At 73.6% G+C, this 23,799-nt stretch carries 15 protein-coding genes and 1 pseudogene; 10 read left to right on the top strand and 6 right to left on the bottom strand.

What is annotated here, in order from left to right; translation table 11 throughout:
* Window positions 1-268: 268 nt before the first annotated feature.
* Both ACZ4MU_RS00520 and ACZ4MU_RS00515 read right to left on the bottom strand, forming a co-directional pair.
* Window positions 269-763, bottom strand: a complete 495-nt coding sequence (locus tag ACZ4MU_RS00520; RefSeq protein WP_467869246.1) for an SUKH-3 domain-containing protein — start codon at window positions 761-763, stop codon at window positions 269-271.
* Window positions 764-773: 10 nt separating this feature from the next.
* Entirely contained in the window at window positions 774-1,376 is a 603-nt protein-coding gene (locus tag ACZ4MU_RS00515; RefSeq protein WP_467869244.1) for a YwqJ-related putative deaminase, read from the bottom strand.
* Between the two features lie 287 nt (window positions 1,377-1,663).
* Here ACZ4MU_RS00515 and ACZ4MU_RS00510 point away from each other — a divergent pair, with 287 nt between their 5' ends.
* From ACZ4MU_RS00510 to ACZ4MU_RS00500, 3 genes are all read left to right on the top strand, one after another.
* Window positions 1,664-2,638: an SMI1/KNR4 family protein gene (locus tag ACZ4MU_RS00510; RefSeq protein ID WP_467869242.1), complete on the top strand. Its 975-nt coding sequence runs from the start codon at window positions 1,664-1,666 to the stop codon at window positions 2,636-2,638.
* A gap of 5 nt (window positions 2,639-2,643) precedes the next feature.
* Complete coding sequence (locus tag ACZ4MU_RS00505; protein WP_467869240.1) at window positions 2,644-5,511, top strand: SUKH-4 family immunity protein; 2,868 nt, start codon at window positions 2,644-2,646, stop codon at window positions 5,509-5,511.
* A gap of 302 nt (window positions 5,512-5,813) precedes the next feature.
* On the top strand, window positions 5,814-6,716 hold the full coding sequence (locus ACZ4MU_RS00500) for a cellulose-binding protein (protein WP_467869238.1): 903 nt from the start codon (window positions 5,814-5,816) through the stop codon (window positions 6,714-6,716).
* A gap of 76 nt (window positions 6,717-6,792) precedes the next feature.
* On the opposite strand, the gene ACZ4MU_RS00495 is transcribed toward ACZ4MU_RS00500, so the two are convergent.
* Entirely contained in the window at window positions 6,793-8,391 is a 1,599-nt protein-coding gene (locus ACZ4MU_RS00495) for a sodium/solute symporter (protein WP_467869236.1), read from the bottom strand.
* On the bottom strand, window positions 8,388-8,720 hold the full coding sequence (locus ACZ4MU_RS00490) for a DUF485 domain-containing protein (RefSeq protein WP_467869234.1): 333 nt from the start codon (window positions 8,718-8,720) through the stop codon (window positions 8,388-8,390). The genes ACZ4MU_RS00495 and ACZ4MU_RS00490 overlap by 4 nt, the downstream gene beginning before the upstream one ends.
* A gap of 579 nt (window positions 8,721-9,299) precedes the next feature.
* On the opposite strand from ACZ4MU_RS00490, the gene ACZ4MU_RS00485 reads away from it, so the two are divergent.
* Window positions 9,300-10,088 (top strand): ABC transporter ATP-binding protein, encoded by a 789-nt coding sequence (locus ACZ4MU_RS00485; protein ID WP_467869232.1) that lies wholly within the window; start codon window positions 9,300-9,302, stop codon window positions 10,086-10,088.
* Window positions 10,085-12,664: an ABC transporter permease gene (locus tag ACZ4MU_RS00480; protein ID WP_467869230.1), complete on the top strand. Its 2,580-nt coding sequence runs from the start codon at window positions 10,085-10,087 to the stop codon at window positions 12,662-12,664. The genes ACZ4MU_RS00485 and ACZ4MU_RS00480 overlap by 4 nt, the downstream gene beginning before the upstream one ends.
* A 66-nt stretch (window positions 12,665-12,730) precedes the next feature.
* Here ACZ4MU_RS00480 and ACZ4MU_RS00475 read toward each other — a convergent pair whose 3' ends face one another.
* The gene (locus ACZ4MU_RS00475) at window positions 12,731-13,891 is read right to left on the bottom strand and encodes an acyltransferase family protein (RefSeq protein WP_467869228.1); all 1,161 of its coding nucleotides are present in this window, start codon (window positions 13,889-13,891) and stop codon (window positions 12,731-12,733) included.
* Between the two features lie 250 nt (window positions 13,892-14,141).
* On the opposite strand from ACZ4MU_RS00475, the gene mfd reads away from it, so the two are divergent.
* The gene (gene mfd, locus ACZ4MU_RS00470; RefSeq protein WP_467869226.1) at window positions 14,142-17,690 is read left to right on the top strand and encodes a transcription-repair coupling factor; all 3,549 of its coding nucleotides are present in this window, start codon (window positions 14,142-14,144) and stop codon (window positions 17,688-17,690) included.
* A 219-nt stretch (window positions 17,691-17,909) separates the two neighbouring features.
* Window positions 17,910-18,593, top strand: a complete 684-nt coding sequence (locus tag ACZ4MU_RS00465; protein ID WP_467869224.1) for an HNH endonuclease family protein — start codon at window positions 17,910-17,912, stop codon at window positions 18,591-18,593.
* A 32-nt stretch (window positions 18,594-18,625) separates the two neighbouring features.
* On the opposite strand, the gene ACZ4MU_RS00460 is transcribed toward ACZ4MU_RS00465, so the two are convergent.
* Entirely contained in the window at window positions 18,626-19,336 is a 711-nt protein-coding gene (locus ACZ4MU_RS00460) for a hypothetical protein (protein ID WP_467869222.1), read from the bottom strand.
* A 181-nt stretch (window positions 19,337-19,517) separates the two neighbouring features.
* Between ACZ4MU_RS00460 and ACZ4MU_RS00455 the strand changes: the two genes are divergently transcribed.
* The 3 genes and pseudogenes from ACZ4MU_RS00455 to ACZ4MU_RS00445 all read left to right on the top strand — a co-directional run.
* Window positions 19,518-21,575, top strand: a complete 2,058-nt coding sequence (locus ACZ4MU_RS00455; protein ID WP_467869220.1) for an HsdM family class I SAM-dependent methyltransferase — start codon at window positions 19,518-19,520, stop codon at window positions 21,573-21,575.
* 110 nt (window positions 21,576-21,685) lie between these two features.
* On the top strand, window positions 21,686-22,099 hold the full coding sequence (locus ACZ4MU_RS00450; RefSeq protein ID WP_467869218.1) for a hypothetical protein: 414 nt from the start codon (window positions 21,686-21,688) through the stop codon (window positions 22,097-22,099).
* Window positions 22,096-23,502: pseudogene (locus ACZ4MU_RS00445) on the top strand (serine/threonine-protein kinase); the annotation flags it as partial. The gene ACZ4MU_RS00450 and the pseudogene ACZ4MU_RS00445, both read left to right, overlap by 4 nt.
* Window positions 23,503-23,799: the final 297 nt, after the last annotated feature.

Raw genomic sequence — 23,799 nt, 5'->3', positions numbered from 1 at the left:
GGGGGTTGCTCGCGCAGTTCCCCGCGCCCCTTTTCGGCCCGGGGTTCGTCTGCGGACCGTGGTGGGTTGCTCGCGCGGTTCCCCGCGCCCCTAGGGGGTGTGCGGGGGGCGGTGTTTCTTGTGCGGGTTGTGGTGGCTGGCCGCGCAGTTCCCCGCGCCCCTGGGGGGCTGGGGCTGAGCTGGGTCTCCGGCTGCGGGCGGTTGCCTCAGGGGCGCGGGGAACCGCGCGACCGGCCACCCACGCGCCCGCAGACGAAGGCCGGGCCGATCAGGGCCGCGGGGACGTCAGGCGGATGGGCTGGATGCCTGTCAGCAGGGTGTTCAGGGCCAGATCCAGGTCCGCCCCCAGATACCAGTCCCCCGTGTGGTCGATGCTGTACACCCTCCCCTCCGCATCGATCGCCAGAACCGCCTGCTGCTCCCCCTCCTCCCCCAGCGGCGCCAGCTCCGTCTCCAGCGCCCGGCCGAGGTCGGCGAACGTACGGGCCAGGTGCAGCCCGGCCACCGGGTCGAAGCGGACCGTGGCGGGCGCGTTGTGGCGGCCGGGCCCCGGCGCCGTCAGCCGCAGGCCCCCGAACTCCGCCCACGCCTCCACGGCCGCCGGGAACACGGTGTGCCGGTGCCCGGCGGGCGAGGTGTGCGAGCGCAGTACGTCGGCCCAGGCCTCGGCCTGCCTGATGTCCCAGCGCCCCGGGTGCCACCCGGCGGCGCGCAGCGCGGCGTCGACGGGCACGGGGAAGCGGGTGGTGGAGACGTCCGGCATCGTGTGCGGTTCAGCCCTTCTCGGCGGCGGGGTCCACGGCGCGCACCCCGAAGTGGGCGAGCAGCGCGGTGCAGGAGCGGCAGGGCGGGGCGTAGCTGCCGTGCAGCGGGTCGCCGTCCTCGCGGATGCGGCGGGCGGTGACCTTGGCGTGCTTGAGCGCGCGGCGCGCTTCGCTGTGGGTCAGCGGCTTGCGGCCGGACCTGCGGGACTTGCCCGCGCGGGCCGACTCCAGGAAGGAGAGCCGGCGCGAGAGCAGGATCGCCTCGGGGCAGCGCCCGGTGAAGCGTTCGCGCTGGCCGCTGGTGAGGGTGTCGTGGAAGTCCTGTACGAGCGGGTGGAGCACCGGCGGCTGGTCGCCCTTTCCGGCGGTGCAGGTCAGCGTCTCGCCCCGGACCGAGAGCGCGGCGGCCACGGCGGGAAGGATGCCGTCGCGGCGGTGCAGCAGAACCGGCGCGGAGACGGCCGTACCGCTCCACTGGAGCCGGGGGTCCCCCGCCCCCGGACCCGCGCCCGGACCCGCCCCCGGCGCCCCCGCCCGGGGGTCTCCCGCCCCCGGTGCCCCGGCCCGGGAGGCCTTCGCCGCCGTACCCGATATGTCGGTCGTTCCGTGCATGGTGCTCGCTGTCCCTCCCGTTGCCGACGCTCTTCGCCGCCGGTGTCAACGCCCCCGTTAACGCCCCGTTGCGGGAACAGACTGCCAAATGTGCCCAGTGGTACGGAAGCTGGGGCTCTGATGTCACTACGTCCGTGTCGTCACCATCGCCGCACGGTGACCCGGTTGTGACACCAGGTCACGGTGGTGCGGGGGCCGGGCGCACGGCAGGGGCCCGGTATTGCCCCACCGCATAGTCTGGTCCTCACCAGCCAGACGCAGCAGCTCGCACGCAGGGGGCATCCGCCATGACGACAGGTCGGCTCGGGCACGCCGCGCCACCGAACGCGGCCTACGCCGGGCAGGTCGTGAACTTCCCGGACCCGGTCCGCGCCTCCCGCCACCCCAGAGGGGTACGGGTGGACGGTGACGGCTACCCGGACTTCTCGGCGTACGCGCGTGCCGCAGCGGAGATCGCGGAGCCGCCGGAGGGCTTCGGCGTGGACGAGCTGCGGCTGACCGACTACGTCTCGGCCAACGCGGCGCTCGCCGCCGACGGGCACGAGCTGTGGGACACCGTCCCCGCCGTCGCGACCCCGCACGGCTGGACCTGGCACCACGTGCCCGGCACCCGCCGCCTCGAACTGGTCCCGGTCGAGGTGAAGGCGCTGCTGCGCCACCACGGGGGGCTGACGACGGCCGGTGTCGACCAGGACAAGCGCGGCACCCGCCCGCTCCAGGAGACGCGCCCGGCGCACTTCGGAGTGCCCAAGGACCTGGTCTGCGTCTCCGAGGCCCAGATCCTGGGCGTGGAGGAGGACTTGGGGTACCGGCTGCCGGGGGCCTACCGGACCTTCCTGAAGGCGGCGGGCGGGTGCGCGCCGGTGGGCGCGGCGCTCGACGCGGAGCTGGGGCTGCTGGTGGACCAGCCGTTCTTCACCGTGCGCGACCAGGCGGCGGTCAACGACCTCGTCTACGTCAACAAGTGCCTGCGCGACCATCTGACCAAGGACTACCTGGGCGTGGCCTTCGTCCAGGGCGGCATCCTCGCCGTGAAGGTGAAGGGTGCCGGGACCGGTTCGGTCTGGTTCTGCGCGTACGACGACGCGCGCGACCAGGACGGCTGGGGTGTGCAGGAGCGCGTGGAGCGGCTGCTGCTGCCCTGCGGCGCCGACTTCGACGACTTCCTCCAGCGTCTGGCGGGCAACCCGCCGGAGCTGGAGACCGTGGCGAACCTGATGGTGGACGGCGGCTTCGCGCGCGCCGTGCCGGTGGGGGAGTGAGTGTGATGGTGACCTTCGCCCAGGCGCAGGAGCGCGCGGAAGAGTGGATCAACGGGGACGTGCCCGCGTACCAGCACCGCGAGGTGCGGGTGCGGGAGTTCGAGCTGGGGTTCGTGGTGTGGGCCGAGGACCGGGCCGAGGGCCCGTCCTCGGACGGCGGCCGCCAGCGGCTCGTCATCGCCCGGGACAGCGGGGAGGCCACGCTGTGGCCCGGCCTGCCGGTGGGTGAGGTGATCCGCCGGTACGAGGAGGAGTACGGCGTGCCGGACGAGCCCGAGGACGCGGTGCCCGCGCCCGCGCCCGCGCCCGCACGCATCGACCTCAACCAGACATCGTTCCTGCTGACGCCGCCGGAGTGGTTGCAGGAGGCGGCGGACCGGATGGGGATCCCGGACCGCCGGGACGAAAACGGGCCGCCGCCCTCCGCGTCGACCCCGGCCCCGGCCGCCGCCTCGGCTCCGACTCCGCCCCCGGCTTCCGGCCCGGCTCCCGCCGCCGATCAGGACGCGGCGCCCGCGTGGCCCGCCCCGACCGCGACACCGACTCCGGCAGCCCCCGCCCAGGATGCGGCGTCGGCCCAGGACGCGCCGCCCGCGTGGCCCGCCCCGGGCCCGGCCTCGACCCCGGCTTCTGGCCAGGTTCCGGCCGCCGACCGGGACGCGCCGCCCGCGTGGCCCGCCCCGGGCCCGGCTCCCGGCCCGTCCCCGGCCGCCGCGCAGGACAAGCCGCCCACCTGGCCCGCCCCCGCCCCCGCGTCGTCCGGTCCCGTGCCGTGGCCCTCGCCCGCGGGCGACGCGCCGGCCGGGGCGACCCCGTGGGCGGGTACGGACACGAACGCCGGGTCGGACGAGGGTTCCGTCCCGCTTCCGGCGACGGTGTTCGCCCCGCCGCTGTCCGGTTCGGACCTGGACGACACCCCGCCGCCGAGGGTGCTCCCGGAGGCCAAGACGGCGCTGCTCCAGGGCGGCAGCCAGCTTCCGCCGACCGCCATCGCCCCGGCACTGGACCCGCAGGCCCCGCCGCCGGGGCTGCCCGGCGGGGCGGGTTCGGGTGCGCCCGACGCGCCCGGCGGCCCTGGTGCGCCCGGTGGCTCCGGTGCGCCGGTCGGCCCGGGCGTGCCTCCCGGCCCCGGTGCGCCCGAAGCCCCGGGCGGCCCCGGCGTGCCTGGCGTGCCCCCCGGCCCCGGTGGGCCCGGCGCCCCGGGCGCCCCCGGTGTGCCCCAGGGCCCCGGCGCCCCCGGCACCCCCACCCCCGCCCAAGGCACACCCCCCTCCGCCGCCGACATCGCCGATGCCGCCACCCGTAAGGCCGCTCCTCCGCGTGGGGCGCGGGGGAGTACTCCGCCGCCGCCCGGGGAGCCCGGGGTTCCGGGGGCGCGGGCGGGTGGGGCGCCCGCCTACGTACCCACGCAGCTGGTCTCGCAGCTCGGGCCCGAAGGGCCGGAGCCTGCCGGGGCGCCCGCGCCGCCGCCGCCGGGCGGGGGCGTGCACCACGCCGCGACCATGCTGGCCGACCCCAGTCAGCTCGGAGCCGGCCCGCAGCCGCCCGCGCCTCCTGGGCCGCCCGGCGCCCCCGGCACCGCCCGTGCGCCCCAGCCGCCGGGGCCTCCGGGCGTGCCCGGCGCGCCCCAGCCCCCCGGCGCCCCCGGGGTGCCCGGCGCCGGTGGCGGTGCGCACCACGCCGCGACCATGCTCGCCGACCCCAGTCAGCTGGGCGGCGGGGGACGGCCCGGCGCGCCCCAGCCTCCCGGGCCGCCCGGGGCCCCCGGCGCGCCCGCCGGGCCCGGCGGCGTCCACCACGCCGCCACGATGCTCGCCGGGCCCGCCCAGCTGGGGCCGGGCGCGCCGCAGCCCCCGCAGCCGCCCGCGTACGGCTACCCCCAGCAGCCCACCGGGGTGCCGACCGTGGGACCGGGGTACCAGGCCGTGCTCCGCTACCGCGCCGCCGACGGCTCCGAGCAGCAGCTCATCCGGCGCTCGGCGCCCGGCATCCCGCACCCCGAGTGGCAGATCTTCCACGAGCTGCGCGCGATGAACGTGCCGCCGGACCACGTCCTGGAGCTGCACACCGAGCTGGCCTCGTGCGAGCTGCCCGGTGGCTACTGCGCCCGGATGATCCGGGAGACCTGGCCGCAGGTGCGGATCACCTCCGTCGCCCCGTACGGCACGGACCACGCCTCGCGCCGCCAGGGCATCCAGCACCTGCTCACCCACCAGGGCGAGCTGGCGCAGGTCGCGGACGGTCCCGCCCGGCCGCAGCCGGTGCGCGCGCCGCTGCCGCGGGTGCAGCCCGCGCCGCCGCTCCCCCCGGAGGGCGTGGCGCACGAGCTCGCCGGTGCCTTCGGCCCACAGGGCGTCTTCCGTTTCGACCAGCGGGCGGTGTCCCGCCAGGGCGTGCCCGAGGCGGTCGCGGTGACGCTGGTGTGGGCGGGGCTGCCGGTCGACTTCGGACCGTTCTTCTGGGCGCAGGCCGTGCCCGGCCAGCCGGTCCCGACCCTCGCCGAACTGGCCGCCCAGCGGCAGGTGCAGGCGGCCCCCGACGCGGGCTCGTACCTGGTCATGGGCTCGGACTTCGGCCGGGCGGTCTGTGTCCAGTACGGCACCGCGCACATCGTCGCGGTGCCGGTGGAGGCGGGTCCGGGCGGCCAGTCCGTGCCGCCGCAGTTCGTGAACTCGGGGCTGCCCGAGTTCGTCCGCTGCATGGCGCTCCTCGGCCGGATGTGGCGGCTGCGCTACGGGCTCAACCCCGAGCAGGCGGGCCGCTGGACGGTCGACTTCCAGGCGCAGCTCGCCGCGCTGGACCCGGCGGCGCTGGCGTCGCCGGAGAGCTGGTGGTCGGTGCTGCTGGAGCAGTTCTGGGACGGGCTGCTCTGAGCGGGCGGCGGGAGGCGTACGGGGGCGTACGGAGGCGTATGGATGTGTACGGAAGCGTACGGATACGTACGCGGGCAAGTGCGTTGATATGACGAGGTGTTCGCCGCGGCCGTGCGGCGGGCGCCTCGTCGCCGTTCCGGCACCCGTTTCCGTACGGCTTCCGGTTCTGGCGGCAGTTGACGCATCCTTGACCGTTACGGATGGGCGGAGTGTCGCGTTATGACCACTTCGCTTCGATCCAGCAGGATGTGGCCGGATCGCGTCGTGTTCGGAGAGGTCGAAGAGGTCGGAGGACGTCACAGATGAGCGCAGCGCCCGAACCACCGCAGCCACCCCGGGATTTCGCCGTCGTCCGGGGCGGCCGGGGCTACCGGACCGACCAGGTCGACCGTCGGCTGGGCGCCCTGGGCGAGGAACGCGACGCCGCCTGGGAGCGCGCGGCACGGCTCACCGTCCTCGCCAAGCGCATGGAGACGGAAGCGGCGGCCCTGCGCGAGCGGGTCGCGGCACTGGGCCCGCAGTCGTACGAGTCGCTGGGCCGCCGGGCGCGGGCGCTGTACGCCCTCGCGGTCGAGGAGGCCGACGCCGTACGGGCGGCGGCCCAGGAGGAGGCGGCGGCCGTGCGCGACGCGGCGGACGCGGCCGGGCGCCGCGCCCGCGAAGCCGCCCGCGACCACGCAGGGACCGTCCGCGCGGAGGCCGAGGAGCGGGCGCGGCACCTGCTGCTCGCGGCCCGCGCGAGCGCCGACGAGCACTTGGAGCAGGCCCGTGCCGAGGCGGAGGAGTGGCGCGCCGAGGCGGCGGACGCGCTGCGCGAGGTGCGCGAGCGGACCGGGGCCGCGCGGGCCGAGCAGGAGCGCGAGCACACCGGGCGCCTGGAGGCCCTCGACCGGGAGACGGCCGCGCGGGAGGCCGAGCTCGACGCCCGGCACGCCGAACTGACCGCCCGGGCCGAAGCCGCGCTGGCCGAGGCGGAACGGGCCTTCGCCGAGGAGCGGGAAGCCGCCCGCCACGGCCAGGAGGACGCCGAGGCGCGGGGTGCGGAGCTGGTCGCGGCGGCGCGGGTCCGGGCCGAGCGGATCGCGCGCGAGACCGAACGGGTGCTGCGCGAGCACGCCCAGGCCCGGGAGGAGGCCGTCGCGCACATGGCGCACGTGCGCAGCAGCCTGGCGGGACTGACGGGGCGGGCCCCGGCGGAGGGCTGAGAGCCTGTCTTCGAACCCCTGTCCGCGCCCCGTCGCCCGGCACGCGGCCGCCGGGACCCGGATCCACGGCGGGGCGTCAGCGCCTGGCGCCCGCCAGGATCCAGCCCTCCACCGCCTCGTACCGCTGCCGCTGGGCGTAGACGTCGCGGCGGCTGAGCACCGTGCCCAGCCAGCCCGCCGCGAAGCCGAACGGGATGGAGACGATGCCGGTCGTGGTGAACGGGAACCAGGTGAAGTCATGGGCGGGGAAGACGGACTGGGGCGAGCCCGACACCAGCTTCGTGCCGGTCATCACCACCACCGTGAAGAGCGTTCCGCCGATCAGCGTGCACAGCAGCCCGGCCCGGGTGTAGCGGCGCCAGAACAGGCTGAGGACGAGGGCCGGGGCCAGGGCGGACGCGCCCAGGCAGAAGGAGAGGGTGACCAGCGGCTGGAGGTTGTGGTTCTGGGCCGCCGTCGCCAGCGCGATCGCCGGGACGCCGACGGCGAGCGCGGCGATCCGGGCCGTGTTCGTCTCGGTGGCGTCGCGTACCCCGGTCCTGCCGCGCACCGCGTGGGCGACCAGGTCGTGCGCGAGCGAGTTGGCGCACGCCAGGGTCATTCCGGAGAGGGAGGCCAGCAGCGTCATGAAGATCGCGGTGGCGACCGCGGTGAAGAGCAGGCTGCCGGCCGTCGAGGCGTGCGGGCCGACGAGCGCCTGGCTGGTGAGCAGGATGGACGTCCTGCCCTGTGGGTCCGCCGCCGTGAGGGCGCGCCGGCCCACGACGGCCGCCGCGCCGAAGCCGATCACGATCAGCGCGCAGCAGATCACCACGACGGCCGAGACCGCCCAGGAGAGCGAGCGCCGCACCGCGCGGGCGCTGCGGGCGCTGTACATCCGCATGGTGATGTGCGGCAGACAGGCCGCGCCGATCACCACCGTGAGCTGCGAACTGACCATGTCCAGCGCGTCGCCGCCGAACTGGAGCCCGGAGGAGAGGTACGCCGGGCCCGCGCCGCTGCCCCGCGCCGCCTCGCCGAGCAGCCGCCCGGCGCTCCAGCCGTACCGGTGCAGGACCAGGGCGGCGACGGCGAGCGAGGAGAGGGCGAGGACGACGGTCTTGACCGCCTGGATGAAGGCGGTGCCCTTCATGCCGCCGATCGCCGCGTAGCCGATCATCAGCAGGCCGAGCATCACCACGCAGCCGGTCTTGAAGCGGGCGGTGTCGAAGCCCAGGACGAACGCGATGAGGTCACCGGCTCCGGCCAGCTGGACCACCATCAGCGGCAGCAGCGCGGCGAGCGTGACCAGGCACGCGGTGACCCGGACGGCGGGCCCGGGCGCCCGCCGCGCGAACGCGTCGCCCATGGTGAACCTCCCCGCGTTGCGCAGCGGTTCGGCCAGCAGGAACATCAGCAGCACCAGCGACAGGGCGGTGCTCAGGGTGAGGACGAGACCGTCGTACCCGGTCAGGGCGATGACGCCGACCGTACTGAGCACGGTGGCCGCCGAGACGTAGTCCCCGGCGATGGCCAGGCCGTTGCGCAGCGGCGAGAGCGAGCGGAAGCCGGTGTAGAACTCGCCGAGGTCGTCCCGGTCGGGGGCGGTCATCACGCACAGGAGCAGGGTCACGGTGATCACCGCGATGAACGCGACCAGGGACATGGCCCGGGCGTCGGAGGCGAATCCGGTCATCGGGGGCCTCCGTCGGTGTACCGGCGGGAGTGCGCCGGCCGCTGTGCCGCCTGGTGGCGCAGCGCAGCGGCGAGCGGGTCGACGGTGCGCTGGGCGGTCCACTCGTACACGGCCGCCGCGGCCAGCGTCACGGGCAACTGGCAGAGCCCGAGCAGCAGTCCGGCGGTGAGCCCTCCGGATATGTGCTGGGAGAGGAGGCCCGGGGCGTACCCGGAGAGGAGCAGGAAGAGGACGAAGTACCCGAGGGCGGTGAGCGTGGAGACGCGTCGCAACAGACGGTAGGCACCGCGGAGTTGGGGGAGTCCGGGGGAGGGGTGGTGGGGCGTCATTCGGCTGCTCCTTGCAGAGGGGGGACGGGAAGCCGGAAGCGCTGGTGGGTGGCGGCGAACCTACCGGTCGGTAAGAGGGATGGGGAGCCCTTGGCGGGAAAATTTCGGTACGCGGACATCCGCACGGCCTGTTACCGTAGGTAACTTTTCCTGGGTCCCCGAGGTCCCCAGGGGTGCGGTCGGCCGGGGCGGCGGATCGCCGCCACTCCCCGTCCCCGCCCCGGGAGGGAAAGAGAGCGTCCCGGGTGGAGATGCCCCCGGGCGGGACTCAGCCCTGGGGTGGAGAGCCCCTACGGGATCCTCCCTACTTCGGGGCAGGGAGTGTTCGTCCTGGCGGAGGACGAGAAGAGGGGGAGCGGTTCTTTAACGTGGTCCTACATCGAGCGGCTGCGGGGGGCCGCAGGTGGGAGGTGGGGCTAGCCCCCCACTCAAGACACCGCCGGGCACCAGGGTGCCGGGCGTCCTCGATCGCCAGACTCAAGACGTACGCACGACACGCGGCGGCGACGAGGCTCCGGACCACCGGAACGCCGAGCCACCGGCGCGCAGACGCACTGACTCGCAACGAGGAGAAGAACCGTGACAACGGCTGTGACCATTCCCAGGCACGGGGGCACTGGAGGGCGAACGGCGGTCGCGGCTCGGGCGCGCCAGGTCGTCAAGGCGTACGGGTCGGGGGAGACCCGCGTCGTGGCCCTCGACCACGTGGACGTCGACATCGCGCGCGGGCAGTTCACCGCGATCATGGGCCCCTCGGGCTCCGGAAAGTCCACGCTGATGCACTGCCTGGCCGGGCTCGACACGGTGACGGGCGGACAGATCTACCTGGACGACACCGAGATCACCGGCCTCAAGGACAAGAAGCTCACCCAGCTGCGCCGCGACCGCATCGGCTTCATATTCCAGGCGTTCAACCTGCTGCCGACGCTCAACGCCCTGGAGAACATCACACTCCCGATGGACATCGCGGGCCGCAAGCCCGACCGGGAGTGGCTGGACCGCGTGGTGGAGACCGTCGGGCTCGCCGGGCGGCTCAAGCACCGCCCCACCCAGCTCTCCGGCGGTCAGCAGCAGCGCGTCGCGGTGGCCCGCGCCCTCGCGGCCCGGCCCGAGATCATCTTCGGTGACGAGCCGACCGGGAACCTGGACTCCCGCGCGGGCGCCGAGGTCCTCGGCTTCCTGCGCCGCTCGGTGGACGAGCTGGGCCAGACCATCGTGATGGTCACCCACGACCCGGTCGCCGCCTCGTACGCGGACCGGGTGCTCTACCTCGCGGACGGCCGGATCGTCGACGAGATGTTCCGCCCGACCGCGGAGGCCGTGCTCGACCGCATGAAGGACTTCGACGCGCGGGGGCGGACGTCGTGACCGTGCTCAAGACCTCGATGCGCAACTTCTTCGCGCACAAGGGACGGATGGCCCTCTCGGCCGTCGCGGTCCTGCTCTCGGTGGCGTTCGTGTGCGGCACGCTCGTCTTCACCGACACCATGAACACCACCTTCGACAAGCTCTTCGCCGCCACCGCGGCCGACGTCACCGTCAGCCCGAAGAACGCCAAGGCCGACGACCGCCCGCAGACCGGCAGGCCCGAGACGCTGCCCGCCTCGGTCCTTCAGAAGGCGCGCGGCGCCGCCGGGGTGAAGACCGCCGAGGGCGGCGTCTCCAGCTCCAGCGTCACGGTCGTCAACTCCGAGAACGAGAACATGGGTTCCTCCAACGGAGGCCCCACGATCGCGGCCAACTGGACGGGCAACGACCTCAAGGCGATGGAGATCACCTCCGGCCACGCCCCGCGCGGGCCGACCGAGATGATGGTCGACGCCGACACCGCCGACAAGCACGACCTGAAGATCGGCGACGAGCTGCGCACCATCGCCGTCACCGGTGACTTCACGGCGAGGATCACCGGCATCGCCTCCTTCAAGGTGACCAACCCGGGCGCGGCGATCGTCTACTTCGACACCGCCACCGCCCAGCGCGAACTGCTGGGCCGCACCGGCCTGTTCACCAACGTCTCGCTCACCGCCGCCGAGGGCGTCAGCGACGTGCAGCTGAAGCGGAACGTCGCCGCCACGCTCGGCGCCGGGACGTACAAGCTGGAGACGGCCGCCGAGGCCAAGGAATCGGGCCGCGACTCGCTCGGCTCCTTCCTGGACGTGATGAAGTACGCGATGCTCGGCTTCGCCGGAATCGCCTTCCTCGTCGGCATCTTCCTGATCATCAACACCTTCTCGATGCTGGTCGCCCAGCGCACCCGCGAGATCGGTCTGATGCGGGCCATCGGCTCCAGCCGCAAGCAGGTCAACCGCTCGGTCCTGGTCGAGGCGCTGCTGCTCGGCTTCTTCGGCTCGGTCCTCGGCGTCGGCGCGGGCGTCGGTCTGGCCGTCGGCCTGATGAAGATCATGGGCTCGATGGGCCTGGAGCTGTCCACCGACGACCTCACGGTCAAGTGGACGACCCCGGCGGTCGGCATGCTGCTCGGCATCGTCGTCACCGTCCTCGCCGCCTACCTCCCGGCCCGCCGGGCGGGCAAGATCTCGCCCATGGCGGCCCTGCGCGACGCCGGCACGCCGGCCGACGGCAAGGCGGGCCTGGTCCGGGCGGTCATCGGCCTGGTCCTCACCGGCGCCGGCGCCGCCTGCCTCTACGCCGCGGCCCACGCCGACAAGGCCAAGTCCGGCTCGGGGGTCCTGGCCCTGGGTGTGGTCCTCACGCTCATCGGTTTCGTGGTGATCGGCCCGCTGCTCGCGGGCGGTGTGGTGCGGGTGATCAGCGTCCTGGTGCTGCGGATGTTCGGCCCCGTCGGCCGGATGGCCGAGCGCAACGCGCTGCGCAACCCGCGGCGTACGGGAGCGACCGGCGCGGCCCTGATGATCGGGCTCGCCCTGGTGGCCTGTCTGGCGGTGGTCGGCTCCTCGATGGTCGCCTCGGCCACCGCCGAGCTCGACAAGTCGGTCGGCGCGGACTTCATCGTCCAGTCGGGCGGCAACGACGGCCGGCCGATCGTGCCGCAGGCCGCCGATGCCCTGCGCAGGACCCCGGGCATCGCCCATGTCACCGACTACAAGTCGGTGGACGTGAAGATCACCACCCCGGACGGCAGGACCGGCAGCGAGGACCTGGCCGCGGCCAGCCCGACCTACGCCGAGGACCTGCGCCGCGAGACGGTCTCCGGCAAGCTCTCCGACGCGTACGGCAAGGACGCGATGTCGGTCGGCGACAAGTTCGCCGAGGAGCACGGTGTGAAGGTCGGCTCCACGCTGACCGTCGCCTTCAAGGGCGGCCGCACGGCCCGCCTCAAGGTCGCGGCGATCACCTCGGACGACACCAATGTCGACAAGGGCGCGATGTACACCAACGTCACGACCGCCGAGCGCTATCTGCCCGCCGACCGGGTGCCGAAGAACATGATCATGTTCGCCAAGGCCGAGGACGGCAAGGCCAAGGAGGCCTACGCGGCCCTGAAGGCCGCGCTGAAGAAGTACCCGCAGTACAAGGTGCAGGACCAGACGGACTTCAAGAAGGACCTGAAGGACCAGATCGGGCAGCTGCTGAACATCGTGTACGGCCTGCTGGCCCTGGCGATCATCGTCGCGGTGCTCGGTGTGGTGAACACGCTGGCCCTGTCGGTGGTCGAGCGGACCCGGGAGATCGGCCTGATGCGCGCCATCGGCCTCTCGCGCCGCCAGCTGCGCCGGATGATCCGCCTGGAGTCGGTGGTGATCGCCCTCTTCGGCGCCCTGCTGGGCCTCGGCCTCGGCATGGCCTGGGGGACGACCGCGCAGAAGCTGCTGGCCCTGGAGGGCCTGGGGGTCCTGGACATCCCGTGGCCGACGATCCTCACGGTCTTCGTCGGATCGGCGTTCGTGGGTCTGTTCGCCGCCCTGGTCCCCGCCTTCCGGGCGGGCCGCATGAACGTGCTCGGAGCCATCGCGAGCGAATAGCCGCCGTACGGGGGTCGGCGGGGTGGCCCCGGGGAGTTCTTCGGAACTCTCCGGGGCCGCTTCATGTCAGAGCTGGTTCAGGCCCCGCTTGAGGCGCTTGCCCAGGGGCCGCTCCACGTACCGGTGCACCAGCCAGGACACCAGCAGCATCAGCGCGATCACCCCGCTGACCAGCGGGACCGGCTTCACCTGGGGGGAGAGCGCGCCGATGATCTCCCAGCCGATGTACTCGTGCAGGAGGTAGAGCGGATACGTCAGGGCGCCGGCGTACGGCAGCCAGCGCCACTGGATCCAGGAGAGCTTCCCGGTGGCGACCAGGCCCATGACCGCGAAGCACGCCGCCATGATCACTACGACCGGCCAGTACGGCACCGGGTGGCTCAGGCGCTCCTGGGCGTGCGCCCAGGTGCTGCGGGTGGCGGGCAGCGAGGCGGCGAGGCTGAACAGGACGATGCCGGTGAGCATCAGGTTCGGCCGGAACCGGTACATCAGATAGAAGGCCACACCCGCGATGAAGCACCAGCTGTTGTCCGGCATGACGATCATCCGCAGGGTGCGGGAGTCCGCCTGGTAGGTGAGCGCGCCGGCCACGGCCCAGGCGCAGCAGAAGAACAGGACGCGGCGGTAGGTCAGCCCGCGCCAGGCGACCACCGCGAAGAGCAGATAGAACCGCAGCTCGGCGAAGAGGGTCCAGTAGACGCTGTCGACGCTCTGGACGCCCATCGGCTCCTGGAACATCGTGAGGTTGGTGAGGACCGCGTCGACCGGGTGTGGGCTGAGGCCCCCCGGCACGGCGGCCACGACCGCGGTGGTGGCGATGACCGCGAACCAGTACGCGGGGTAGAGCCGCACCACGCGCGAGACGAAGAACGACTGGAGCGGCTTGCCCCAGCTGCTCATACAGATCACGAAGCCGCTGATCAGGAAGAAGAGCTGGACGCCGAGCCAGCCGTAGGCGGCGACGGGGTAGGTGGCCGGAAATCTGGCCCGGGAATCGGTTTCCGGCCATCGTCCGGTGAGCGCCATGTAGTGGAACATGACGACCGTGAGGGCCGCGAGGAGGCGCAGGCCGTCGAGGGCGTAGATGCGGCTCGGGCGGCTCCCCTCGACGGCGGGGCCGGTCCGCTGCGGGATGCCGGTGCTGGTGAGCACCGGCTCGGGCTGAAGGAGCGCTGTCCGCGCCTGGTCGGGCATGTCGAGCGGGTTCCCCTCGGGCACTGATGTCATGGCGGTATCACCGCGACGCCGCCGTGTTGCCAGGCGATCGGCACGTCCGCCGGAGCCTATGGGTTTCCACAAGATTTGCAAAGGCTCACCTTTTACGCAGGAATACCGCCGAAGGGGTGAACCGAGTCACGCGCGCCCCCGGGCCTGCTTCCCGCGCGGCTGTCACACCCACGTCGTACGCTGGGAACCCCCGGCCCGTACGACGTGTCGGGCGGTTCGCGTTGCCCTCTCCCGAAGATGGAAGCCCTTCATGAGCCTGCACGGTCTGCTGGACGCGGTGGTACGGGACCCGGCGCTCGCCGAAGCGGTCAAGGCCGCCACCGACGGCCACCGGATGCATGTCGACCTCGTCGGCCCGCCCGCCGCCCGGCCCTTCGCGGTGGCCGCCCTGGCCCGCGAGAGCGGGCGTCCGGTGCTCGCGGTGACCGCGACCGGGCGCGAGGCGGAGGACCTGGCGGCGGCGCTGCGCTCCCTGCTGCCCCCGGACGAGGTGGCCGAGTTCCCGTCCTGGGAGACGCTGCCGCACGAGCGCCTCTCGCCCCGCAGTGACACGGTGGGCCGCCGGCTCGCGGTGCTGCGGCGCCTGACGCACCCCCGGGACGACGACCCGGCGGCGGGTCCGGTCGGCGTGGTGGTCGCGCCGATCCGTTCCGTTCTGCAACCGCAGGTCAAAGGCCTGGGGGACCTGGAGCCCGTGGCGCTGCGCACCGGGCAGTCGGCGGACCTGAACGAGATCGTCGAGGGTCTGGCCGCCGCCGCGTACTCGCGCGTGGAGCTGGTCGAGAAGCGCGGCGAGTTCGCCGTCCGCGGCGGCATCCTGGATGTCTTCCCCCCGACCGAGGAGCATCCGCTCCGGGTGGAGTTCTGGGGCGACGATGTCGAGGAGATCCGTTACTTCAAGATCGCGGACCAGCGTTCGCTCGAAGTCGCCGAGCACGGTCTGTGGGCGCCGCCCTGCCGCGAGCTGCTGCTCACCGACGAGGTGCGCGCCCGGGCCGCCGCCCTCGCCGAGCTCCATCCGGAGCTGGCCGAGCTGCTCGGCAAGATCGCGGAGGGCATCGCGGTCGAGGGCATGGAGTCGCTGGCGCCGGTCCTGGTCGACGAGATGGAGCTGCTGCTCGACGTGCTGCCCAAGGGTGCCATGGCGGTGGTCTGCGACCCCGAGCGGGTGCGCACCCGGGCCACCGACCTGGTGGCGACGAGCCAGGAGTTCCTCCAGGCCTCCTGGGCGGCGACGGCGGGCGGCGGCGAAGCCCCGATCGACGTCGGCGCGGCCTCGCTGTGGGGCATCGCGGACGTCCGCGACCGGGCCCGCGAGCTCGGCATGATGTGGTGGTCCGTCTCGCCCTTCGCGGCCGACGACACGGACGCGGACGACGCCGCCCTCAAGCTCGGCATGCACGCTCCGGAGACCTACCGGGGTGACACCCAGCGGGCGCTCGCGGACACCAAGCAGTGGCTCGCGGACGGCTGGCGCGTTCTCTACGTAACGGAGGCGCACGGCCCGGCGGCCCGGACCGTGGAGGTCCTCGGCGGCGAGGGCATCCCCGCCCGCCTCGCCGTGCTGGACGCGACGAAGGGGCAGGCCGAGATCGCCCCCTCGGTGGTCCAGGTCGCCTGCGGCGCCATCGACCACGGCTTCGTCGACCCGGCCCTGCGCCTGGCCGTGCTCACCGAGACGGATCTGACCGGGCAGCGCACGGTCAGCAAGGACCTGGGCCGGATGCCGGCCCGCCGCCGCAAGACCATCGACCCGCTCACCCTCGAAGTGGGCGACTACATCGTGCACGAGCAGCACGGCGTGGGCCGTTACCTGGAGATGGTCCAGCGGACCGTCCAGGGCGCCACCCGCGAATACCTGCTGGTGGAGTACGCCCCCGCCAAGCGCGGCCAGCCCGGTGACCGGCTCTACATTCCCACCGACCAGCTGGAGCAGGTCACCAAGTACGTGGGCGGCGAGGCCCCGACCCTGCACCGGCTCGGCGGCGCCGACTGGACCAAGACCAAGCAGCGGGCCAAGAAGGCGGTCAAGGAGATCGCCGCCGACCTCATCAAGCTGTACTCGGCACGGATGGCCGCCCCCGGCCACGCCTTCGGCCCCGACACCCCCTGGCAGCGCGAACTGGAGGACGCCTTCCCGTACGTGGAGACGCCCGACCAGCTCTCCACCATCGCCGAGGTCAAGGAGGACATGGAGAAGACGGTCCCGATGGACCGGCTGATCTGCGGCGACGTCGGCTACGGCAAGACCGAGATCGCGGTCCGCGCGGCGTTCAAGGCGGTCCAGGACGGCAAGCAGGTGGCGGTCCTGGTGCCCACCACGCTCCTGGTCCAGCAGCACTTCGGCACCTTCTCCGAGCGGTACGGCCAGTTCCCGGTGAACGTGCGGGCGCTGAGCCGCTTCCAGACCGACACCGAGGCGAAGGCGACGCTCGAGGGCCTCAAGGACGGCTCGGTCGACATCGTCATCGGCACCCACCGCCTCTTCTCCTCCGAGACCAAGTTCAAGGACCTGGGCCTGGTCGTCGTCGACGAGGAGCAGCGCTTCGGCGTCGAGCACAAGGAACAGCTGAAGAAGCTGCGCGCCAACGTGGACGTGCTGACCATGTCCGCCACCCCCATTCCCCGCACGCTGGAGATGGCGGTCACCGGCATCCGCGAGATGTCGACGATCACCACCCCGCCGGAGGAGCGCCACCCGGTGCTGACCTTCGTGGGGCCGTACGAGGAGAAGCAGATCGGCGCCGCGATCCGGCGTGAACTGCTGCGCGAGGGCCAGGTCTTCTACATCCACAACCGGGTGGAGTCCATCGACCGGGCGGCGGCACGGCTGCGCGAGATCGTGCCCGAGGCGCGCATCCGCACCGCGCACGGGCAGATGGGCGAGTCCGAGCTGGAGCAGGTCGTCGTCGACTTCTGGGAGAAGAAGTTCGACGTGCTCGTCTCGACCACGATCGTCGAGTCCGGCATCGACATCTCCAACGCCAACACCCTCATCGTCGAGCGCGGCGACAACTTCGGCCTCTCCCAGCTCCACCAGCTGCGCGGCCGGGTGGGCCGCGGCCGCGACCGCGGGTACGCCTACTTCCTCTACCCGCCGGAGAAGCCGCTCACCGAGACCGCCCACGAGCGCCTGGCGACCATCGCCCAGCACACGGAGATGGGTGCGGGCATGTACGTGGCGATGAAGGACCTGGAGATCCGCGGCGCGGGCAACCTGCTCGGCGGCGAGCAGTCCGGCCACATCGCGGGCGTCGGCTTCGACCTGTACGTGCGGATGGTCGGCGAGGCCGTCGCGGACTACCGGGCGCAGCTGGAGGGCGGGGCGCAGGAGGAGGCCCCGCTGGAGGTCAAGATCGAGCTGCCGGTCGACGCGCACGTCCCGCACGACTACGCGCCGGGCGAGCGGCTGCGGCTCCAGGCCTACCGGGCGATCGCCTCGGCCAACTCCGAGGACGACATCCGGGCCGTCCGCGAGGAGCTCACCGACCGGTACGGCAAGCTGCCCGAGCCGGTGGAGAACCTGCTGCTCGTGGCCGGGCTGCGGATGCTGGCGCGGGCCTGCGGGGTCGGCGAGATCGTGCTCCAGGGCGCCAACATCCGCTTCGCGCCGGTGGAGCTGCGCGAGTCCCAGGAGCTGCGTCTGAAGCGGCTCCACCCGCGTACGGTCATCAAGGCGCCCACCCGCCAGATCCTGGTGCCGCGCCCGACGGCGGGCAGGATCGGCGGGAAGCCGGTGGTGGGCCGCGAACTGCTGGCGTGGACGGGCGAGTTCCTCACCACGATCCTGGGGTCGTGAGCCGGGCGGGAGCGCGGTAGCGGCCGGGTGGGGACGCCCCGGGGCGGGCGGCCCGGCGCCGGGGGAGAGGGGCATGGGGGGTGCGGGCCCCGCGCCTTCGTGCGCGGGCGTCCGGGCCGCCCGTGACTTTCCGCCTTCGAGCCCTTGTGGCCGCCGGGCCGGCGGGTAGGAGTCCCTAGGATTTCGGGATCCCGCCAACTTTCCTGGAGGACGGCCGCTGTGACGCCTACGAACCGAACCGCCCTGGGCGCCGCCGTGCTCGCGGCCGCCCTCGCCCTCACCGGCTGCTCCGAAAGCGACAGCGGCACCAGGACGGCGAAGCCCGGCGCGCCCGCCGCGCGGGGCGGCGCCCTGGCGGCCGTCGACACCCTCACCGTGAAGGGCCGGGCGCCGAAGACCGGTTACTCGCGCGACCAGTTCGGCCGGGGCTGGACCGACACCGACGCCAACGGCTGCGCCACCCGGGAGGACATCCTCAAACGGGACCTGAAGGACGTGAAGTACAAGGACAAGTGCGACATCGCGTCCGGGACCCTGACCAAGGACGTCTACACCGGCCGGACCATCAAGTTCGTCCGGGGCAGCAGCAAGGTCGACATCGACCATGTGGTGGCCCTGTCGGACGCCTGGCAGAAGGGCGCCCAGAGCTGGGACAAGAAGAAGCGGGTGGCGTTCGCCAACGACCCGCTGAACCTGCTGGCCGTCGACGCCGGCGAGAACCGGCGCAAGAGCGACGGCGACGCGGCGACCTGGCTGCCGACGTTCGCGGCCGGCCGCTGCACGTACGTGGCGGACCAGGTGGCAGTCAAGAGGAAGTACGGGGTGTGGGTGACGGAGGCCGAGAAGCAGGCGATGAAGAAGGTCCTCACCGAGTGCCCGCGGCAGGAGCTGCCCACCGGGTGAGGCCCGTCCGCTCCCGGCGGCACGGCTGACGCTCAGCCCGTCTTCACCCAGTCCTGGCAGCCGCTGCTCTTGAAGTACGCGTCGCCCGCGCCGATCTTCACGATCGCCGTGCCGGTCACGTTCTCGTTCGCCGCGATGGCCTCGGTGCTGTGCGAGGCGTCCTTGGCGCGCTCCCAGTAGCACTGGTCGTCCTTGTTGCCGGCCGACTTGTACGTGCCCGGCGCGATGTCGGTGCCCACCTTGAACATGCCCCCGTCGCCCTTGAGGGTCGTCCTGGGGGCGCCCTTGGCCGGGGCCTTGGGGTCGAACAGGTGCCAGTCCTCGCAGTCGCTGCTCTTGAAGATCTTGTCGCTCGCCAGCACGGTGACGTAACTGGCGCCGGTCACATTGTCGTTGGCGAGAATCGCGTCGGTGCTGCCCGAGGCGTCCTTGGACCGCTCCCAGTAACAGCCGTCCTTGTTGCCGGTGCTCACATACGTACCGGGCTTGATGTCCGTGCCGACCTGGAAGCTGCCGTCGCCCAGGCCCTTCTCCTTCTTCTCGGCCTCCGGCTTCTTCTTCCCGGCCGCCGGGCTCCCGCCCGTCTTGCCCGGTGCCTCCTGGGAGGCCGCGCCGGTGGGCGCCTTGTCGTCCGAGCCGCCGCCCGCGCCGACCGCGCCGCCGATGGCGACGACCGCGACGACCGCGCCGACGCCGGTGAGGACCTTGTGGCGGGCGAACCAGTTGCGCTGGTGCTGAGACATGGCTGTGCCTTTCCGTCGGACCCCCGGGGGGGGGCCTGGTGAACCGATGGGCCCATCACAACAGAGAGTGTGAACCGAGTCAACAAGGTTCACAGGAATGTGCACGTTCACGCTCGTGTATGGAGTGCTCCGAAGGGGATCGCTATGCTGGGCGGCACAACAGACGAGGGGAGTCGGGCCCGTGCCGGACAACGCAGGCGAGGTGACCGCCGCCGGGATCGCCCGGCTCGCCGGGGTGGGCCGGGCGGCCGTCAGCAACTGGCGCCGCCGCCACGCCGACTTCCCCAAGCCCGTCGGCGGCACCGAGACCAGCCCCTCCTTCGCCCTGCCCGAGGTCGAGCAGTGGCTGCGCGACCAGGGGAAACTCGCCGAGGTGCCGCTGCGCGAGCGTGTCTGGCAGCAGCTCTCCGGCCATCCCGCGGGGGCCGTGACGGGCCTGGTCCACGCGGGCCGCGCGCTCCTGCTCCTCCGTGACGACCCGGACGCCTGGCGCCGCCTCGCCGCGCTCGGGGACACCGGACTGGCCCAGGGGCTCGCGCGGACGCTGGAGGAGACTGTTCACACCGACGCTGTGAACACCCCGGCCCTGGCCCCGGCCCCCGCTCCCTCCCCCGCCGAGCTCGCCGCGTCCGTACCGCTGCTGCGGGGGGTCGGGGAGCTCGCCGCCGAGCTGGGCGCCCGGCAGACCTTCGAGTTCCTGCTCGGCCGCCACCTCGACGCCAACCCGCGCCAGTACACCCTCACCCCGCCCGGCCCCGCCGAGCTGATGGCCGCGCTCGCGCTGGCCTCGCAGGCCGCCTCGGTGCTCGACCCCGCGTGCGGCACCGGCACGCTGCTGCGCGCGGTCCCGCACGCGCAGGCGGTGTACGGACAGGACGCCGACCCGGAGCTCGCGGCGCTCGCCGGACTGCGCCTGGCCCTGCACGGCCCCGCCGAGGTGCGCACGGCCGCCGCCGACTCGCTGCGCGCCGACGCCTTCCCCGCGCTCACCGTCGACGCGGTGCTCTGCCACCCGCCGTTCAACGAGCGCGGCTGGGGCCACGACGAGCTCGCCTACGACCCGCGCTGGGAGTACGGCCTGCCCGCGCGCACCGAGTCCGAACTGGCCTGGGTGCAGCACGCGCTGGCCCGGCTGCGCGAGGGCGGCACGGCCGTGCTGCTGATGCCCCCGGCCGCCGCCTCCCGCCGCTCCGGCCGCCGTATCCGCGCCGGGCTGCTGCGCCGGGGCGCCCTGCGGGCGGTCGTCGCGCTGCCCGCCGGAGCCGCACCGCCGTACGGCATCCCCCTCCATCTGTGGGTGCTGCGCAAGCCGGGCGCGGGCACCCACCCCGCGCCCGAACTGCTGCTCGTCGACGCCGCCGGGCTGCCCGGCGGCGAGGGGGGCGGCCGGGAGAAGCTGCCCTGGCAGACCGTGCAGAGCGCGGTCCTGGACGCCTGGGCGCCCTTCGACCGGGACGGCACCGCCGAGGAGCGGCCCGGCATCTCCCGCGCGGTCCCCGTCATCGAACTCCTCGACGACGACGTGGACCTGGCCCCCGCCCGCCATCTGCCGCCCCCGGCCGCGGCGGGTGGCGCCGACGCGCTGGAGGCCGTACGCGAGGAGCTCGGCGCGACCCTGCGGCGGACCGCCGAACTGACCCCGCCGGCCACCGCCCCCGCCCCGCACCCGGGCACCCGGCTGCCGCTGACCACCGTCGGCGAACTCGCCCGCGCGGGCGCCCTGGTGCTGCGCTCCGGCGGCGCGGGCACCGGGGCACCCGGCGTGCCCGTCCTCACCGAGCAGGACGTGCTCGGCGGCACCGCCCCCTCCGGCACCCTGCCCGACGGCCCCGCCGAGGAGCCGGTGCTGACCGAACCCGGGGACGTGGTGGTGCCGGTGCTCGGCGGCGGCACGGTCGCGCGGGTCGTCGACGAGGCCGCCGCCGGGGCCGCGCTCGGCCGCAACCTCCAGCTGCTGCGGCCCGCCCCGGCCGCCCTCGACCCGTGGTTCCTCGCCGGGTTCCTGCGCGGCACCGCCAACAACCGCCAGGCCAGCAGTTACGCCACCACCGCCTCCCGGCTCGACGTGCGCCGGCTCCAGCTGCCCCGGCTGCCGCTGGACGAACAGCGCCGCTACGGCGAGCGGTTCCGGGCGCTGGCCGCGTTCGAGGACGCGCTGCGGCTCGCGGGCCGCCTGGGCGAGCAGTTGGTGCAGGGGCTGCACGACGGGCTCACGGACGGGGCCGTACGGCCCGAGTAGATCCGGACCGTCAGGTTCCGTCCCACCGCCCCCGACCTGGGTGGACCCTGACCGCGCGTCACCTCTACGCTCTGGCCAGCGATGTCCGTCCCGCCCTGTCAGGAGCGCAGATGCCGAGCCCCGCGAGCATGAAGGTGATCACCATCCGGGTGGTCTTCTCCGTGCTGGTGGTGCTCACCCTCGGCCTGCTGGCGTGGACGGCGATGCTGCGGCTCGCCATCGTCCGCCGCACCCGGCGCGACTGGGCGCTGTTCTGGGCGCAGCTGACGGTCAACCTCGGCTGTCTGTCGATGCTGCACACCCACTTCGAGGACAGCTGGGTCTCCGACGTCGGCATGGCGATCCTGCTGGCGCAGGCGCTCGTGGTGGTCGTCTACTACCTGGCCTCCGACATCCACTTCCACCAGCGGCGGCTGCCGCCCCCGCCGCCCCGTCCGCCCGCGCCGCCGTCCCCGCGCATCCACCAGGTCCGCGCCGAGCTCGACGAGCTGAGCAGTCTGCTGCGCCAGGAGGAGGGCCGGTGAGCGCCGGGCGCGTGGTCGCGGACCGCTACGAGCTGGCGGCGCTGCTCGGCCAGGGCGGCATGGGCCAGGTCTGGACGGCGTACGACCAGCGCCTGGACCGCCGGGTCGCGGTGAAGCTGCTGCGCCCCGACGCGGTGGCGGGATCGAGCGCCGCCGACGAGACCCGGCGCCGGTTCGTGCGCGAGTGCCGGGTGACCGCCCAGGTCGACCACCCGGGCCTGGTCACAGTCCACGACGCGGGCAGCGACGGCGACGACCTCTACCTCGTGATGCAGCACGTGGAGGGCGCCGACCTCGCCGACCACCTCGCCGAGCACGAGCCCTACCCCTGGCCCTGGGCGGTGGCGGTCGCGGCCCAGCTGTGCGCGGCCCTCTCCGCCGTGCACGCGGTGCCGATCGTCCACCGCGACCTCAAGCCCCGCAACGTGATGGTGCGGCCCGACGGCACGGTCACCGTCCTGGACCTCGGGGTCGCCGCGGTCCTCGACCACGACACCACCCGCCTCACCCGCACCGGCTCGCCGATCGGCTCCCCGGCGTACATGGCGCCCGAGCAGGCGATGGGCGGCGCGGTCGGCCCGTACACGGACCTGTACGCGCTCGGAGTGCTGCTCCACGAACTGCTCAGCGGAAACGTCCCCTTCGCCGGGACCACCGCGCTCGGCGTGCTCCACCGCCACCTCTACGAGCCGCCGCTCCCGGTCCGCCAGGTCCGGCCGGAGGTGCCCGAGGCCCTGGAGGCGCTGGTGCTGCGGCTGCTCGCCAAGGACCCGCAGCGCCGGCCCGCCTCCGCGCAGGAGGTGTACGAGGCGCTCGCCCCGCTGCTTCCGGTGCGCGGGACCCCGGCCGGGCACCCGCTCGACCCGACGCGCCCGTTCCTGCGCCCACACGCCCCCTGGCCGGACCGCGCGGCCACCCCGCCGCCGGCGCATGTGCCGCCCGCGGCCCCGCCGGTGCCACCCCGGGCGCCCGGACCCGCGCAGCCCGATGTCGCGGGCGCCGTCGACGAGGCCAAGCGGCTGCTCGGCGAGGGGCGGATCACCCAGGCCGTCGACATCCTCGGCGCGATCCTGCCGGCCGCCGCCGCCCGGCACGGCGAGGGCTCCCCGGTGGTGCGGATCCTGCGCAAGCAGTACGCGGCGACGCTGATGGACGACGGCCAGTACCGCCGGGCGCTGCCGGAGCTGCGCCGGCTCGCGGGGGAGCGGGCCGCCGAGGCGGGCCCGGCCGACCCGCAGGCGCTGGCGTTCCGCCACGACGCGGCGCTCTGCCTGGAGCAGCTCGGCGAGGCCGCCGCCGCGCTCGCCGAGTACCGTGCGGTCCTGCCGTACTTCGAGAGTCCGTACGGCACCGGCGACCCGGAACGGGCCGCCGAGATCCGACGGCACGTCGACGCGCTGCTGCGCCTCCCGTCGGGCGCGGGACGCGCTTGACCTTTCGCCCGGGGCTACCCGCCCCAGGTATGGAGCGGTCCTTCTTCTGGCAAAAGTAGGGGAAAGTCCGAACCGGACAGACGGAACAACTCATTCCACTCGTGCAATGGGTTGCTCAAGCGGCAGCCAAGAACGGGTCCGCTGACTGTCATTTAGGTGCTCTTTACGGACAAGATCGGCGCGTTTCTGTCTTCAGGGCCTTGCTGTGCCCTGATCGGCCTGTTCGCCCTCTCATCCCTTGTCTGAGGAGACGCCTCGTGCGCCCGC

The organism is Streptomyces sp. NPDC026377, from assembly GCF_055567715.1.
The sequence above is the reverse complement of the archived record's forward strand: the minus strand, read 5'-3'. Positions and strand labels throughout refer to the sequence as shown.